At 58.7% G+C, this 15,168-nt stretch carries 15 protein-coding genes and 2 pseudogenes; 10 read left to right on the top strand and 7 right to left on the bottom strand.

Translation table 11 applies throughout. The features are described 5' to 3' along the window. Positions 1-79: 79 nt before the first annotated feature. Entirely contained in the window at positions 80-235 is a 156-nt protein-coding gene (locus ROE7235_RS16585; RefSeq protein ID WP_121096654.1) for a recombinase family protein, read from the bottom strand. 85 nt (positions 236-320) lie between these two features. Between ROE7235_RS16585 and ROE7235_RS20225 the strand changes: the two genes are divergently transcribed. After that, positions 321-497, top strand: a complete 177-nt coding sequence (locus ROE7235_RS20225) for a hypothetical protein (RefSeq protein WP_183073553.1) — start codon at positions 321-323, stop codon at positions 495-497. On the opposite strand, the gene ROE7235_RS16580 is transcribed toward ROE7235_RS20225, so the two are convergent. Further along, on the bottom strand, positions 488-1,033 hold the full coding sequence (locus ROE7235_RS16580; protein ID WP_121096652.1) for a hypothetical protein: 546 nt from the start codon (positions 1,031-1,033) through the stop codon (positions 488-490). The two genes, ROE7235_RS20225 and ROE7235_RS16580, sit on opposite strands and share 10 nt — an antisense overlap. Before the next feature lie 80 nt (positions 1,034-1,113). On the opposite strand from ROE7235_RS16580, the gene ROE7235_RS19945 reads away from it, so the two are divergent. Beyond that, positions 1,114-1,698: a Crp/Fnr family transcriptional regulator gene (locus ROE7235_RS19945; protein WP_147434249.1), complete on the top strand. Its 585-nt coding sequence runs from the start codon at positions 1,114-1,116 to the stop codon at positions 1,696-1,698. 231 nt (positions 1,699-1,929) lie between these two features. Here ROE7235_RS19945 and ROE7235_RS16570 read toward each other — a convergent pair whose 3' ends face one another. Continuing rightward, positions 1,930-4,062: a PAS domain-containing hybrid sensor histidine kinase/response regulator family protein gene (locus ROE7235_RS16570; RefSeq protein WP_121096648.1), complete on the bottom strand. Its 2,133-nt coding sequence runs from the start codon at positions 4,060-4,062 to the stop codon at positions 1,930-1,932. A 430-nt stretch (positions 4,063-4,492) separates the two neighbouring features. Between ROE7235_RS16570 and tnpA the strand changes: the two genes are divergently transcribed. The 5 genes and pseudogenes from tnpA to ROE7235_RS16550 all read left to right on the top strand — a co-directional run bounded on the left by tnpA (position 4,493) and on the right by ROE7235_RS16550 (position 6,256). Beyond that, entirely contained in the window at positions 4,493-4,909 is a 417-nt protein-coding gene (gene tnpA / locus ROE7235_RS16565; protein ID WP_121096647.1) for an IS66-like element accessory protein TnpA, read from the top strand. Next, a pseudogene (locus ROE7235_RS20990) lies at positions 4,909-4,983 on the top strand (hypothetical protein); the annotation flags it as partial. The gene tnpA and the pseudogene ROE7235_RS20990, both read left to right, overlap by 1 nt. Before the next feature lie 44 nt (positions 4,984-5,027). After that, positions 5,028-5,387: pseudogene (locus tag ROE7235_RS20985) on the top strand (IS66 family transposase); the annotation flags it as partial. Positions 5,388-5,408: 21 nt separating this feature from the next. After that, positions 5,409-5,567, top strand: a complete 159-nt coding sequence (locus tag ROE7235_RS20980) for a transposase domain-containing protein (protein ID WP_370743876.1) — start codon at positions 5,409-5,411, stop codon at positions 5,565-5,567. A gap of 146 nt (positions 5,568-5,713) precedes the next feature. Then, positions 5,714-6,256 (top strand): hypothetical protein, encoded by a 543-nt coding sequence (locus ROE7235_RS16550; protein WP_121096645.1) that lies wholly within the window; start codon positions 5,714-5,716, stop codon positions 6,254-6,256. A gap of 305 nt (positions 6,257-6,561) precedes the next feature. Here ROE7235_RS16550 and secD read toward each other — a convergent pair whose 3' ends face one another. Beyond that, complete coding sequence (secD, locus tag ROE7235_RS16545) at positions 6,562-9,021, bottom strand: protein translocase subunit SecD (RefSeq protein WP_121096644.1); 2,460 nt, start codon at positions 9,019-9,021, stop codon at positions 6,562-6,564. Positions 9,022-9,423: 402 nt separating this feature from the next. Beyond that, positions 9,424-9,837, bottom strand: a complete 414-nt coding sequence (locus tag ROE7235_RS16540; RefSeq protein ID WP_183073552.1) for a sodium:calcium antiporter — start codon at positions 9,835-9,837, stop codon at positions 9,424-9,426. A 298-nt stretch (positions 9,838-10,135) separates the two neighbouring features. Between ROE7235_RS16540 and ROE7235_RS16535 the strand changes: the two genes are divergently transcribed. Then, on the top strand, positions 10,136-11,413 hold the full coding sequence (locus ROE7235_RS16535; protein ID WP_121096640.1) for a hemolysin family protein: 1,278 nt from the start codon (positions 10,136-10,138) through the stop codon (positions 11,411-11,413). 175 nt (positions 11,414-11,588) lie between these two features. After that, entirely contained in the window at positions 11,589-12,098 is a 510-nt protein-coding gene (locus ROE7235_RS16530) for a TIGR00645 family protein (protein WP_121096638.1), read from the top strand. A gap of 76 nt (positions 12,099-12,174) precedes the next feature. Here ROE7235_RS16530 and ROE7235_RS16525 read toward each other — a convergent pair whose 3' ends face one another. Then, a complete protein-coding gene (locus ROE7235_RS16525; protein WP_121096636.1) occupies positions 12,175-13,158 on the bottom strand; it encodes a calcium/sodium antiporter in 984 nt (327 codons plus the stop codon). A gap of 370 nt (positions 13,159-13,528) precedes the next feature. Beyond that, a complete protein-coding gene (locus tag ROE7235_RS16520; RefSeq protein WP_121096634.1) occupies positions 13,529-13,774 on the bottom strand; it encodes a hypothetical protein in 246 nt (81 codons plus the stop codon). A gap of 208 nt (positions 13,775-13,982) precedes the next feature. Between ROE7235_RS16520 and ROE7235_RS16515 the strand changes: the two genes are divergently transcribed. Further along, the coding region (locus ROE7235_RS16515) for a phage terminase large subunit family protein (protein WP_121096632.1) at positions 13,983-15,168 on the top strand (1,186 nt) is incomplete at its 3' end.

Here is a 15,168-nt window from a genome sequence, read left to right as displayed (position 1 = left end):
ATAAGTCCACAGAATACATCTCCCCACCCTCCGCTCATCAGCTTCAGGTGTCAGATTGCGGAATTTTACTCCGCGACGGTCAGATCATCAGACCGTTTCTGTGGGCATTTTGTCTCCGGGATTCACAGGTGATCGTATCTGCGAAAATACGTTCAGCTCCGGCGGCGGTAAGCGCATCGCGCTGGCCGTCAAGGTTCTGGTCCCTGGTCGAGACCCGCGCATACCCCAAGATCATGGACAAAACCCTCCCAAAACCCCTGCAGTTTTGCTATGGGTTTTTGTCCCGGTCAACCTGTTGAAATAGCGAAGGTCCCGAAGTGATGGCAAAAACGACCGTTTTTGATCACGTCCGGCTCGGCAAAGCTTATCTCAGTGTCGAGGGATTGCCGACAAAGCGAAGCTCAGGTTTGCGCCCAAATTACATGTTTTCTGTGCTGCAGCGAAAGTCAGGTTTAAGAAAGCTGATGGGACCATCAGCAAGCATCGATCAGGCGTAGGGACGTATCCTTTTGAACGTCCAAAAACCGACACCAAGCAGGACGATCAAGACAGCAGCCGTCGTCAAGCCCGATTTCACAGTAGAAGCGACACTTGCCGCCAAGACAGTGTTGGCTGATATTTCTGGCCAGCTGAGGACCATGAGACAGATGCCGACGTTCTCTAGATAGTCAGCGAGAGCTGCCCAGATCGAAAACCAAATCCCAATCTGAACAAGCCTGTGGTTTACTTCCTTCAATCTCAGCCAGTTGAGCAATGATACCAACGTTAGCGCCATGAGCGCGGGATACGCGAGATCAAGTGGAATCTGTCGCATGAGATAATAGCGCCGCCCGCTAGGCCCTAGGGCAGAGAGCAGCGCGTTTGCCTGCTCAGCAGAATATCCGCCGGGGCGCATGTCGAAAGGGCGAAGGCCGGACAAAGTCTCGATGTGTGCCAGAGTGACAAAGATCATCAACAGATAGCATCCGGCGGCCGCGAGACCGAAGAGTGCAGCTTGCCGCCCGTACTGGTTGGTTGGTATCATCATTTTCATTGGTTTTTCTCCTTACCATCGGCACCGTCGTACTCAGCGCGAGCAAAGCTGGCATTATCGTTTGATAAGGAATTCGCGATTTGGACCTCTTAACTTATCTCACCAGTTCTACGAACGCCTTGGACAACGACAGCGCTCGTGAGTTCGCGGCGGCATGGAGTGTTGAATATGTTGGAAAAGGGCGTCGCATAGCGATGCAGGGCGAACCAGACTTATTGGAGCACATCATTCTTGATGGGCGCGCCACCAGCCAAATCACCGATCCTGAAGGTCGAGCTGTTTGCGTTGGCTTTCACGCTGGCCCCTGCGTGGTCACACCAAATGTCGCGAGAACCAGAAACGGGACCTCGCTCGTTTCAATAGATGTGATTGCGGATGCATTGGTTGCGCAAATGAACAGCCGCGCCTTGACTGAGCTTATGTTAGCATCGGAGCCAATCCGCGAATGGGCAAACGGCATTTTGCAGCAAGAACTGGCCTTCAAGGCTGACCGCGAGTGGTGCCTTGCCGCACTTGGCGGCGCAGACCGCCTCGCGTGGTTTCGCGAACATTTCCCGCGTCACGAAAGGCTTTTCGGCCATCACTTGATAGCAACTTTTCTTGGTGTCACACCGGTCACACTCAGTCGACTTCGTGGTGCCGAGCGAGACACCGCGGTTGATTAAGGATTCGATTGCGGAAACCTCAGCTAGTAAAGTAGATATCGGCATCAACCGCAGCGAAATTGCGCTTTGTCCCGCGCTGCGGACGTTCATGAGCTGGTCGGTGAGGGTCCGCTATCTACCGCACAGTGGTCAAAACTGAACTGTTTCTGTCACCGGCGCAAACGAGGGTTGGATTCCCCCGGAGCAGGTCTTGTCGGGAAACATTGGATTATGGCCAGAGCATCGTTAGCGCTATGCATCCAACGCATGGCGAACCTTCGCAACAAGTTCCGCGCGACGGTAGGGTTTGCTGAGTAGGGTTACGCCGGGATCAAGGCGGCCTTGATGCACAATTGCATCTTCGGTGTAGCCGGAGGTGAAAAGCACCTTGAGCCCGGGCTGCCTTAGCCGGGCTGCCTCAGCAAGCTGCCCACCGTTCATGCCGCCGGGCATCACAACATCGGTAAATAGAAGGTCAATGGGCCCGGTTTGCTCCATGACATCGAGTGCAGCTGCCCCGGTTGCGGCTTCCTTGACGGCGTACCCGGCGGCGGCGAGCTGCGCTGAAACATGCTTGCGGACCATGTCATCATCCTCGACAACGAGGATGCGCTCCGTACCGCCTACCACCTGAGCCGCGGGTGCTTGACTATCCTCTGACATTTCCGACGCGCCTGCGGCCGGAAAGTAGAGCTTGACCGTCGTGCCTACGTCGGGTTCCGAGTAAACGCGGGCGTGACCGTTCGACTGCCGCATGAACCCCCAAACCATAGACAAGCCAAGTCCTGATCCTTTGCCAACCTCCTTTGTCGTGAAGAAGGGGTCGAATGCACGCTCCGAAATGTGTCGCGGCATGCCATGGCCGGTATCGGACACTGCGATCATCACATACCGGCCCGCCTGCATGCCCTCGTAGTGCCGCACATCATCTTCAAGAAGCGTGACGTTCGTCGCCTCGATATTGAGATGTCCGCCATCGGGCATGGCGTCGCGCGCATTGATCACAAGGTTCAGAAGTGCGTTCTCGATCTGGCTCGGATCGACTTCGATGGGCCAAACGTCGGACTTGCTGCCGTTCGTGATCTCGATGTCTTCGTTGATCGTGCGGCGGATAAGCCCATCGATCCCGGCCAGCAAGTCTCGCGGGCGCAGACGCTTCGGAGCCAGCGGTTGAAGCCGTGCGAAAGATAGGAGGCGGTTGGTGAGATTTGCGCCACTCTCAGCCGCTAGCATCGTGGTTTCAGCGAGGTGGCGTGCCTTCGGATCGTTGGCAAGGAGGTCTGCGAGAAGCTCGGCATTACCGACAATGATCGTAAGGAGATTGTTGAAATCATGGGCAATTCCCCCGGTCAGCTGCCCTATGGCTTCCATCTTCTGCGACTGGCGCAGTTTTCTCTCAAGAACCCGCAGGTCGGTGACATCCGTCGTGCTCCCGATCACCCTGACCGGCGTGCCCGCATCATCGCGGCAGACAAACCCGCGATCGACCACATCCAGCACCCGGCCGTCTGCGCAGACCATGCGGTATTCACTGTTCCAGTTGTTGTCGTCGCTCTCGATCACCGCGTTCAGGCCTGCGATCACCCGGCCCCGATCCTCGGGGTGGAGCCAAGTCTCCCATGCGTTCATGTTCGTGCGAAACGCTTGAGGGTCGTAGCCATAGGTATCGAGCAGTGCCTCGCTCCACCAGATTTTTCCGGCTTGCAGATCCGCGTCCCAGATGAGGTCGTTCGTCGCAAGGCCCAGAAGCCTGAAGCGCTCTTCGCTCACCCGGAGTTCCGCCTCGCGACGCTCGGCTTCTTCGGCTCTGGCTGCGGCTTGGATTTCTTCGTCGCGGTATCGCGTGAACAGGCCGAAGCACAAGGCGAAAGCGAAGAAGCTGAACAGGAAGGTCACGATCGCGTCGGTTGTCCCGGTGGCGATCGAATCCGATGAGTGGGCGAGTATGTAGACGGCGGTGGGTGTTGGGCTCAGGCTGACAAGAACACTGATTGCGCGCTTGTAGAAACCTAAATTCGTTACCTGGTGGAATACAATCAGTGGATAGAACCACGAGATATACGGGACGGTACGAACGAGATCGCCTGATGCTTTGTAAGCGAGGATCGCACCTCCATTCAGGTGGAACACGAAATAGATGGTCAGGATCGCGGTGATCACGCGTGTCGCGATCAATGGCCGGAGTGAGACGAAAACGAGAAGACCTGATGTGACAACTACAAGCAGACCAATGATCCAGGCTTCGCCTTCAGACACCGTCCCAAGCATGATCCCGAAGACCACGCCGAGCAGGCCGCCCAAAAACGCGATGATCAGTGCGATCAGGACGATGTCGCGCGCCTGTCTCTGGCGGTGATCGTCACGCGTGTTGTTGATTGGTGCCATTCACGAAGGAACCTTTTGCCCGTTCCGAGGTATTTTCTACCAACCCAGCCCGCGCGATACAATTTTTGATTTCGTACTCGAAAGCAGAACGCCGTAGTCTCCGGTCCGATCGCATCCAACGGCAGCCCACCGCGCTTTCCTTCCGAAGGCTTTGCAGGAGCGGCATAAAAGTGAGTGCGCAGTGAACGGCAGGAAGGTCCTGTACTGCGGTCCTAAAAGGTGTGAAGCAATGGAGCCGCGTCGTCGGTCGCACTCGCCAAAGGGGAGAGTTGACTATGCGTCGCAGATACGACCGTTTGGGCTAAAGCTCCTAGACCTCCCACAGCTTTGTAAGCGCGACGCCACTCCCCTCCTGCCATTTTTGACCTGAAGCCAGCATTCTGCGCGCACACGTGCAGCGGAGGTGTTGGATTTGGAGAGAGACGGCAAAATGGGCGTCCATTTAGACGGCTCAAGGTGTGTTGGAGTTTCCCAGCTGGAAGTGATCGAGGGTCCGAGTGGCCGGCGGCGGCGCACGAAGGTGGAACGGGCGCGGATCGCGGCGGAAAGCATGATGCCCGGCGTGACGGTGGCCGATGTGGCGCGCAAGCACGGCACGACCCGCTGGCAGATCTACGATTGGCGCAAGCAGCTTCGCAAAGGCAACCTGGTGGTCCCCGAGAACGTGTCAGCCCTGCCGATCTTCGCGGAACTGGTGGTCGATGACAGCTCGGCCGGGACACCGTCGGCAGTCGTCGGGTCCGATCTTGAAATCGTTGTCGGCGATATCGTGATCCGTGCTGGCGCTGGTGCCGATGAAGAACAGCTTGCGCGGGTGATCCGCGCGGCACGGGCTGCAGCATCGTGATGTTCGGTCATGGCGGGCCGGTGAAGGTCTTCGTGGCAACCCGGCCGGTGGACTTTCGCAAGGGCATCGACGGGCTGGCGCTGGCGGTGCAGGAGATGTTCGGGATGTCCGCCGCCGCTTCGTCAAGCGCTTCGAGAGCGATGGCTCACCCATCGCCGAGGAAATGCTGCGCCAGATCACGCTGCTTTATCAGATCGAGAAGTCTGTCCGCGGCAAAGAGGCGTCTGCGCGCCTTGCCGCCCGGCGTGAACATGCGGCTCCGATCATCGCGGCGCTGAAGCCCTGGCTGGAAGCCCAGCTCTCACGCATTCCGCAGAAATCCCAGCTCGCCGAGGACATCCGCTACACGTTGGGGCATTGGCCCGGCCTGATCCGCTTCCAAGATGATGGCACGCTGGAACTGGACACCAACCCGGTCGAAAACCAGATCCGCCCGATCGCACTGACAAGAAAAAATGCACTATTTGCAGGGAATGAAATCGGCGCCGAGAATTGGGCCATGCTGGCCTCGCTCGTCGCCACCTGCAAAATGTCCGACGTGAATCCGGTCGACTATCTTGCCGCCACACTGCGCGCCATCCTCGACGGCCACCCGCAAAGCGCCATCGAAGATCTCATGCCCTGGCGCTTTAACCAGCTGCCAAGCCTCGCCGCATAGGGCCACGCCGTCGCGCTTACACAGCTTTTGGTTGTTGTGTCCGATATAAACCAACGTTGGCTCTGCCCTAGGAGTGAGCTCGCTGCAAGAAGCATGAACGGCGGCCTGGTTCTTTGGCCGGATTTGCGGATTTCGGCAGACACACTATGTTTTTCCTGATGGCAAATAACCTAAATGCCCTTTTATTGTTGGAGAGCCCAACTGCATTGCTTCGGATCGAACAGGCATTGCGATCCCAAGATGAGTTATCTCCAGATCAAGAAGCCGTTTTGGGCGCTTTGATTTGGCTACGCTGCACGAGCGGATCCGCCGGGTTGCTTGGATGTGTTCTTCACCAAGATTGCGCAAAGCTAATCGATGATCTGCCAGACCAGCTTGCACGCATCGGAGCAACAGATGCTGCCGAGGCGACAAGGAAGCTTCGGAATGCAATCCCACTCAACGACGAGCGAATAAAGTATGGCCTAGTGGACTGGATAGATACTCAACCCGACATCTGCAACAAGGCCCGCGAATTGGACGAAGGTCTCAACGAGGTCGATCAGACCATCTGGGACTTCATGAAAGGCGATGCATCTGACATCCCCGATCTTGAGATACCAACGCGTATAAACTCAATCTTGTCGTCAGTAGCTGGGATTTTTCGGTCCAGCGGTGAGGGCCCAGCTTCGGTTGGCAGAACCGAATAAATGTCGATGGAGGATTGGCGAAAACACGACAACGAGGCCAGACCTCACAGCGCGATCGGCAACAAAGCCCCGATCACACTGACAAAATCGGGGGACACTACCAGCTTGTCACCCTGATCGAAGTCGGAAAACTCTCGCCAAGGGCGGTCCAACGTTGGGGGCCGGATCAGATGCCGGAAGACTCTCGTCAATGACGGCAGAAGGCTTGGGGTCGGGCCACAACCCCAAGGCCTCTCATTATGACTAAGGGACCACCGGGGGGCAAGTCACCCCGGGAGCGTCGTTTCTTCAGATGCGGGCTTCGCTTAGCCGACTTGCTGTAATGCGGGTTCGCTCGTCCCGGACGGCCAGCGCGTGGCCAGCCAAACCAGTAATGGACCTGAGACGAATAGAGAGGACCACGTCGCAATGACCACTCCCGCGATCATCGGCCAAGCGAACCCGGCCACTGCCGGCCCGCCCCAGATCGCCATCGGTAGTAGTGCCGCGAGCGTTGTGCCGGAGGTGAAGATGCAACGGGCCAGAACCTGATTGAGGCTGCGGTCGATCACATCTGCCAGCGGCGCGCCGCCGCCGCGCAGATGCTCGCGGATCCGGTCATAGACCACTACTTTGTCGTTCACCGAATAGCCAATCAGCGTCAGTAGGGCGACGATAGTGGTGAGGTTAACCTCCCACCCGGTTACCGCGATGACACCCAAAATCTTGGTGATGTCGAGCAGCAGAACCGCAATTACACCGGCCGCGAAATGCCATTCAAACCGCACCCAGATGTAGACTAACATCGCCAGCACCGCGAGCGACAGGGCAGTCAGTCCTGAGGTGGCCAGCTCGCTGCTGATGGTGGGGCCGACGAGGTCGATCTGGTTGAAGGCCGCGCCTGGAAAGGCCTGCGCGGTGGCGGTTTCGACCGCCGCAATCGTGCCCTGTCCGGCCTCGCCCTGGACCCGGATCAGAGCCTCGTTCGGGTCGCCGAAGGCTTGAAGGCTCGCCTCACCCGGCACTCCTGCGGAAAGGGCCGCACGCAATTCTGCCAGCGGCACCGGCGCATCCGAGCGCAGTACCATCTGCACGCCCCCGGTGAAATCGATGCCGAGGTTCGGCCCCGGCATCACTAACGCGCCAACCGCGCCCAACGACAGCGTCGCCGATACGGCCAGCGCCAGCGGTCCCCGACGCATGAACAAGAAGGCGCCGGGGGCAGGTACCCCGCCGATCAGTGGGGCGATGGCAAGCCGCGCTGGTTTGCGGCGGCGTACCAGCGCCTCCATCATCATCCGCATCAGCACCACGGCGGTGAACATCGAGATCAGGATGCCGATACTCATGGTGATGGCGAAGCCGCGGATTGCGCCCGCGCCGAACAGGAACAGCAGCATCATCGCAAGAAGTGTGGTGATGTTGGCATCGAGGATCGTGGACGAGGCGCGCGCGTAGCCCTGCGTCAGCGCCTTGATCGCACTGGAGCCTTTTGCCGTTTCTTCGCGGATTCGGCTGAAGATCAGGATATTGCTGTCTACAGCGATCCCTAAGCACAGGATGATGCCCGCAATCCCCGGCAGCGTCAGCGTGGCGCCCAGCAGGCCAAGTGCCGTCAGCGTCAGCATGACGTTCAGCCCGAGTACCGCGCTGGCCAGCAGGCCCCAGCCGCCGTAGAGCCCCAACATTATCGCCACGACCAGCGCCAGGCCCACCGCGCCAGTAATAAACCCGGCCTTGATGGAATCTGCACCGAGAGCGGCGCCAACGCTACGTTCCTCGATTACCTCCAGCGAGGCCGGCAGCGCGCCCGATGTCAGCAGAACCGCCAAGGTTTGAGCCTCTTCCACGGTGAAATCACCCGTGATTTGGCCCTGTCCGCCGGGAATGGCAGTCTGGATCACTGGCGCGGTGAGCACTGCGCCGTCGAGGACGACGGCGAACCGTTGCCCGATATTGGCTGCGGTGATCTCGGCGAAGGCTATGGCTCCCTGCCGGTCGAAGGCGAAGGTGACCATCGGACGTCCGGTATCGGGGTCGAAGCTCGATGCCGCTCGGTCCAGCCGGTCGCCTGACAGCGCAACGCGATCCTCGACCGGGATTGTGCCGGAGCCGTCGCGCATTTCCAGTATCGAGACGCCGGACCTTGGACCGGGCGCGACCATCTGGAAGCTCATCTTCGCCGTGGAGCCCAGAAGTTCACGAAGCTGTGCCGGGTTCTCCATGCCCGGCATCTGCACAAGGATCCGGTCCTCGCCCACACGACTGATGACGGGTTCCGATACGCCTACTTGGTCGACCCGGTGGCGGATTACCTCGAGGCTGCTGTCTGCAGCAGTGGCGGCGGCACGAGCGAGCCCAGCCTCGGTCAAGGCCAGGTGCAGGATGCCTTCGGACAGGTCCACGCTGAAATCGGAAGGCCTGCCCGGCTCTGAAGTTGCCGAGGCAGCGTCACGCATGGTCGCCAGCAAGGTGTCGTCTGAAGGAGCCAACAGGGTCAGTCCCTCGGTGCGGATCTGGCCCGGGTCGAGGTTCCGAGTGCGCATTTCTGCTGCAAAGGTTTCACGTAATTCCTGCAGGCGCGACTCGGCGAGATCATCGCGGTCGACGGCGAGCAGCAAATGCGCGCCGCCCTGAAGGTCCAGGCCCAACGAGATGGTCTGGCTGGTCGCCCAGTCCGGCAGTGTGCTTCTGACGGTCGAGGGGAAGAAATTCGGAAGGGCCGTCGCAACTGCCAGAAGCAGCAGGACGACATAGGTCATCACGACCCATGCTGGTCGGCGCATGTTGATTATCCATTTTTGCCTGAAAGTTCAGTCTGACGAAGACGTGTCAGATCGCAGGCGGGCCCCGGACCGGGGGCAGGATACTTTTTGCTATGGGCAGGAGGAATTGATGCGGCGCAGGCGATATCGTCGCAGCAGTACGAGATGGCCAAGCCGGCAGGGCAGCGTCAGGCACTACCGAGTCTGGCGACGTATCGTCTGGCAGATGCGCGCGTAGCAGGTGCCGCTGAGGGGAGGGGATACCAAGGGCCTGCTCAACTTGGCTCTGGGCAGCTGGGTCGGCATTCGCCGACATGCCATCCGCATGACCCTGCGGTAATCCGAACAGCACAAGCGTCAGCATAACGAGAAGCCGCGACAGGATTGCTCCTGGCCTTCTCATACCGTGTGTCGACACGTTTGTCATTCCTGGGCGGCCCAGTCGTAGGCGACATTGCCCGCCAGAATCGCCACGCCGATCCCTCGCCCGATCATCTGGCGGGTCAGTAGAAGTGTGGTCGGGACCAGCGAGAAGGCGATCATGACAGGCAGATCGAGGTTCAGGACCCGCGACGCGACCGGGATCGGTGCGATCAGCGCGGTCACGCCCAGAATGCCCAGCACGAAAAAAATGCTCAAGAGCGTGATATCGAGTAGCCGGCGCCAGACAACATCGACCGAGACCAGCAATTCAGGCGTCGAAGTGCCAAAACCGACAACTAGCAGGCCGATCAGCCTCGATGCGATTGTCATGAGCCGAGCCATGCTGCCGCGCACCAGAGCCTCTCCGCCGAGAAACAACCCCACTAACCCGGTAATCAGGTAGAGATATTCCACGGCAACTGCTCCTCGCAGGCAGTTGATCCGCCTTCCGCACAGAATTGCGTTTTGTGAGGAGCAGCTACAAGATGGCGTCAAAAATAAAGTCATGTGCAAAGTTGTTCGCGAGGAGATATTCCTCGCAAAGTACCTTGCGGTTGCGTTAATGCCACATGAGACGCGCGGGTCGGTTCTGCGTCGTGGCTGTAGATACCCACGCAGCGGACCATCGACCGCCCAAACCGGCTAATGGGATGGCAAACCTACGGGGATCGCCAAGAACAATAGCTGGACTATCCGGCAAGGGTTGGAGAAAATGTACCTTGAGATTGCGATTGTAATTCTGTTGACACTGATCAACGGCCTTTTGGCGATGTCCGAACTGGCCATTGTCTCGGCCCGCCCTGCACGGCTGAAGCTTCTGGTCGACAAGGGCAGCAAGGGGGCCGCAACCGCGATCCGTCTGGCCGAGGACCCGGGCCGCTTCCTGTCCAGCGTCCAGATAGGCATTACGCTAGTCGGCATTCTTGCGGGCGCATTCTCCGGCGCGACGCTGGGAGCGCGTCTGGCAGCGAGCCTTATTGACGCCGGCATGCCTTCCGCCTTCGCGCAGCCGACCGGCGTCGGGTCAGTCGTGGTGGCGATCACCTACCTCTCGCTGATCGTGGGCGAACTGGTGCCTAAACAGATCGCCCTGCGCGCACCCGAGCAGGTCGCCGCGCGAGTTGCACCCATGATGCGGATCATCGCCCGCGTCGCTGCCCCGCTTATCTGGGTGCTCGACAGGTCAGGCAAGCTGGTGCTGGATCTTCTGGGGCAGTCAGGCCGCCAAATGCGGGGGGTTAGCGACGAAGAAGTTCGCCTTATAATTGCCGAGGCGGAAAGCTCGGGCGCCATGAATCGTGCCGAAAGCCAAATGATCGCAGGTGTCATGCGAGTCGCTGACCGGAGAGCACGGGGTATGATGACGGCCCGACATGATGTCGAGATGCTTGATGCCAGCAGCGACAAGGAGGAACTGCTGCAGCGCCTGCATGATCTTAGCCGTTCGCGGCTGCCAGTGTGGGAGGGAAACGTTGACAACATCATTGGAGTGCTGACCACCCGTGACATCCTCGCTCCCGCGCTCATGAACGAACCTTTCGATCTGCGTGCCCTGCTGCGCGAAGCGCCAGCGGTCCGGGACGGACAAAGCGCGTTAGAAGTCGTGGATCGCCTGCGCACGTCACCGGCGCACATGGTACTGGTCTATGACGAGTACGGGCACTTCGAAGGGATCGTCACTCCAATGGACGTATTAGAGGCAATCGCAGGCGAGTTTCCCGACAGCGTGACGGACGAGCCGAAGGTCGTGTTTCGACCGGATGGATCCTATCTGATTGCAGGCTGGATGCCAGTCGACGAATTTGCTGACCTGTTGGCGCTAGAGATACACGAGGATCGCGACTATGAGCCGGTTGCGGGCTTGGTGCTGGAAAAGCTTGGCCATCTGCCGGGGGCCGGGCAACGACTAGACCTGCGGGGATGGACGATCGAAGTCGTAGACCTCGACGGACGGAGAATAGACAAGCTGCTCGTCAGCCGATCAAGTTAAGCAATCCGACCAGTTGCGATACAGACCGCTCGGTTTGCTGCTTGATGTCTCGGCGTGATCGCAGCAAGTCGACAGTTGAGATGACCATGGGCTATTCAATCTGGCCCTTAATGACCACGACATAGAGCGCCACCGCCGCGCTGCTTGAAAATGTCGGTTTAGTGTGGGGTGGGTGATGCCAACTTTAGAAAGAGCGCTCGAAACGTTGATATTTGCCAGCAGATGGATTCTGGCACCCTTCTTCCTCGGCCTTTTGGTAGCGATGCTCGTGTTGCTCTTCAAATTCATAAAGGAGCTTCTGGACTTAGTCGCCAATATCTGGACCACCTCGGATTACGATGTGGTGATCTCGATCCTAACGCTGGTCGATACAGCGCTTATTGCAGTGTTGCTATTGATTATTGTATTCAGCGGCTACGAGAGTTTCGTCTCTAGGATCAATACCAACGATCACGAGGATCGGCCTTCGTGGATGGGCAAGGTGGGATTCGCCGACCTCAAGCTCAAGCTTATAAGCGCAATTGTCGCGATATCCGCGGTCGAACTCTTGAAGGCGTTCCTCGTCAGCGAGAACTTTACTGACACTCAGCTTGCCTGGAAGGTTGGCATTCACTTCACCTTCGTGCTCTCTGGCGTTTTTTTCGCGATTACCGACTACGTTGCGGAAGCCAGCAAGAGAAAGTAGGTAGCCTGAGTGTGGTGTTAAGGTACCTCGGTGCTCATCACCAATTGGATTTGGGCATAGAACCTTTATCGTCGACTTAGGGCCAAATGACATAAACATAGCCGACGTAACCTGCGAGCAGGACAGCACCCTCCCACCGCGCGATTCTAAGACCGGTCCAGGCAACAAAGACCAATGCAAGCGACACCATGATCATTACGAGGTTATCGAAGCTTACAATCTCGGCCGGAACCGCTCCCGGCGCAATCAGCGCGGTGAACCCCCCGATCCCGAGAATGTTGTAGATGTTTGACCCAACGATGTTGCCGAACGCGACATCTCCTTGCTTGCGCAGGCCGGCAACGACAGAAGTCACAAATTCTGGCATCGACGTGCCAACGGCAACTATCGTCAGGCCGATAACCGTCTCAGAGATGCCGAAGCCTCGCGCCAGTGATACGGCACCATCTACGAGGAATCCGCCGCCGATCACCACCAGAACAAGACCTCCAAGCGCGATCATCGTGGAAACCAGCATGGATTTCTGTGGCGTCTCGGAGGGTACAAGGGCAGCATCAGCCTCCTGCAGCGCGAAACTCTTGTCGTAGACAGCACCGTGCCCCTCCGGTGTAGAAGTTTTTTCCTGCCGGAAGGCCAGATAAACATAGGTGACGAGTGTCGCGATAAACAGCAAGCCCACGACACGTCCAAGCGGCATTGCGAAGGCAACACCAGAAAATACGACGGCCACGGCTAGCATGACCATTCCATCTCGCTTCAATGCGGCTGAGGAAATAATCATCGGACTGATTAATGCAGCAATCCCAACAATCAGCAGAATATTGGCGATGTTGGAGCCGACGATGTTGCCATAGGCGATCCCCGGGGCGTCCGAGAGCGCTGCTTGCACAGAAGTGACAAGTTCAGGCGTGGACGTACCGAAACCGACGAGTGTAAGACCAATGACGAGGGGAGAAACGCCAAGCCCCTTGGCGACTTGAACCGCCCCGCGCACAAGCAGTTCGCCGCCTGCCATCAGCAAGACAAGACCTCCGATGAGCGGTAGCCAAATATCTAACATAGTCAGCCTCCCCTGATATTAGGCAAGACACGCGGCTGTCGCACTCGCGCCATATCGACGATTAGCGACCGTCGGCACCGTACCAGTCCTATTGAAATACCCCCGCCGTGGCTAAACGGCGGGGGTAAAAATGTCAAAGGACGCTCAGTGTTATTCCGAAACAGGGGCAGTTTGTTGAGCTACAGGTTCTACTGCGTCGGCGGCGCCGCCACCGAACCAGTCAAACCCGTAGCCGAGTGCAGCGACTACGATGATCGCTGCAATTGTTCCACCACCCCAGGCCCACCAATTAGTTTGTTTTGGAGCATGTGTGTTCATCGCCAAATCTCTAATCCTCAGTTGCCGCGAGGTTCTGTCCAATTAGGACAGGTTACTTGGCAAGTTCCACGATCGTGCCGGCCTCTAGGGCGGCGGTCAATTCGCTCTCATCAACGAGCATATCGTTACTCGTGTCGATCTCTTCGAAAAGACCTTCGCTCAGGTCGGGATAGAACACTGACATTTCAGTAAAGGAAACCAAGCTATCGCCATCGGTGTCGACATCCGAGACCGTAAGGGCAAAAGCCGGGGCCGCAAACAGAGCAACCAACATGGCACCAACTGCTGTACGACGCATTATTACTTCTCCATAGGATTGTCATCGAAGGACCATCCTCCATGACGCGGCTGAAATCGTCATGCCCTTCAGTCTTTTCAAGATAGCAGTCACCGGTCTCAACAAATATATTTCTGACAAAGACGGACATTGTTTCACCTTCTCGGCCCGCCCTACTGGCTTCCGGCGACCGTCTGACTTTTTGCAACAGGTATCCGGACCCCACCCCATGGACCTCGTCTTCGCGCCGAGCCAGATCGAGAGCTGGCCGATCGAGCGGCTGCGCCCCTATGCCCGCAATGCCAAGATGCATGGCGACGACCAGGTGGCCAAGATCGCAGCCAGCATGGCCAAGTTCGGCTGGACCGTCCCCTGCATGGTGGCCGAGGACGGCGAGCTGATCGCTGGCCATGGACGCGTGCTGGCCGCCACGATGCTCGGGCTGACCGAAGTCCCTGTCATTCGCTTGGACCATCTGGATGAGGCGGAACGTCGTGCTTATCGCATCGCCGATAACAAACTGACCGAACTGGGCGACTGGGACGAGGCGATGCTGCGCGATGAGATCGCTGGCCTCCTGGCCGAAGATTTCGACCTGTCGCTCTTGGGCATCAGCGACGATGACCTCGACGCGCTGCTGCAGGATCCCGAGGCGCTGGGCGCTGATGGGCCGGTCGAGGGCGAGGACGATGTTCCGGATGTGCCGGCCGACCCTGTCTCGGTGCTGGGTGATCTCTGGCAGCTGGGGTCTCACCGGCTGATCTGCGGTGATAGCACGTCTGCTGATGTCGTCGGGCGGCTCTTCGGCGATGTGCGCCCGCTGCTGATGGTGACCGACCCGCCCTATGGCGTCGAGTATGACCCCAGCTGGCGCAACCAAGCGGGTGCAGCCAAAACCAAGCGCACCGGCAAGGTGCTGAATGACGACCGCGCCGACTGGCGCGAGGCATGGGCGTTGTTCCCCGGTGATGTTGCCTATATCTGGCATGGCGCGCTGCACGCGGCGACCGTGGCCGAGAGCCTAGTGGCTGCCGGCTTCGCGATCCGCTCGCAGATCATCTGGGCCAAGGACCGGCTGGTGCTCAGCCGCGGTGATTATCACTGGCAGCACGAACCCTGCTGGTACGCGGTGCGCACCAAGGGCAAGGGCCACTGGGCCGGAGACCGCAAGCAGACGACACTGTGGCAAATCGCCAAGGTGTTCATGGCCTCAACACCGACGATCCGTGGGCTGAGCCGGATCGAGCGCGAGTTCGAGGCGAGCGACCAGCGGCGGTATTTCGTCCCCTGCCCGCATTGCGGACATATGCAGTGGCTGGAGTTCGAACGGCTGCGCTGGGACAAGGGACAGCCGGAAACGGCAGCCTATCACTGCGCAGGCTGCGACACACCCATCGCCGAGCATCACAAGACGC

This window comes from Roseinatronobacter ekhonensis (genome assembly GCF_900499075.1).
GTDB classification, from domain to species: Bacteria; Pseudomonadota; Alphaproteobacteria; order Rhodobacterales; family Rhodobacteraceae; genus Roseinatronobacter; species Roseinatronobacter ekhonensis.
Note: the sequence above shows the minus strand (reverse complement) of the source record. Positions and strands in the feature narration are given on the sequence as shown.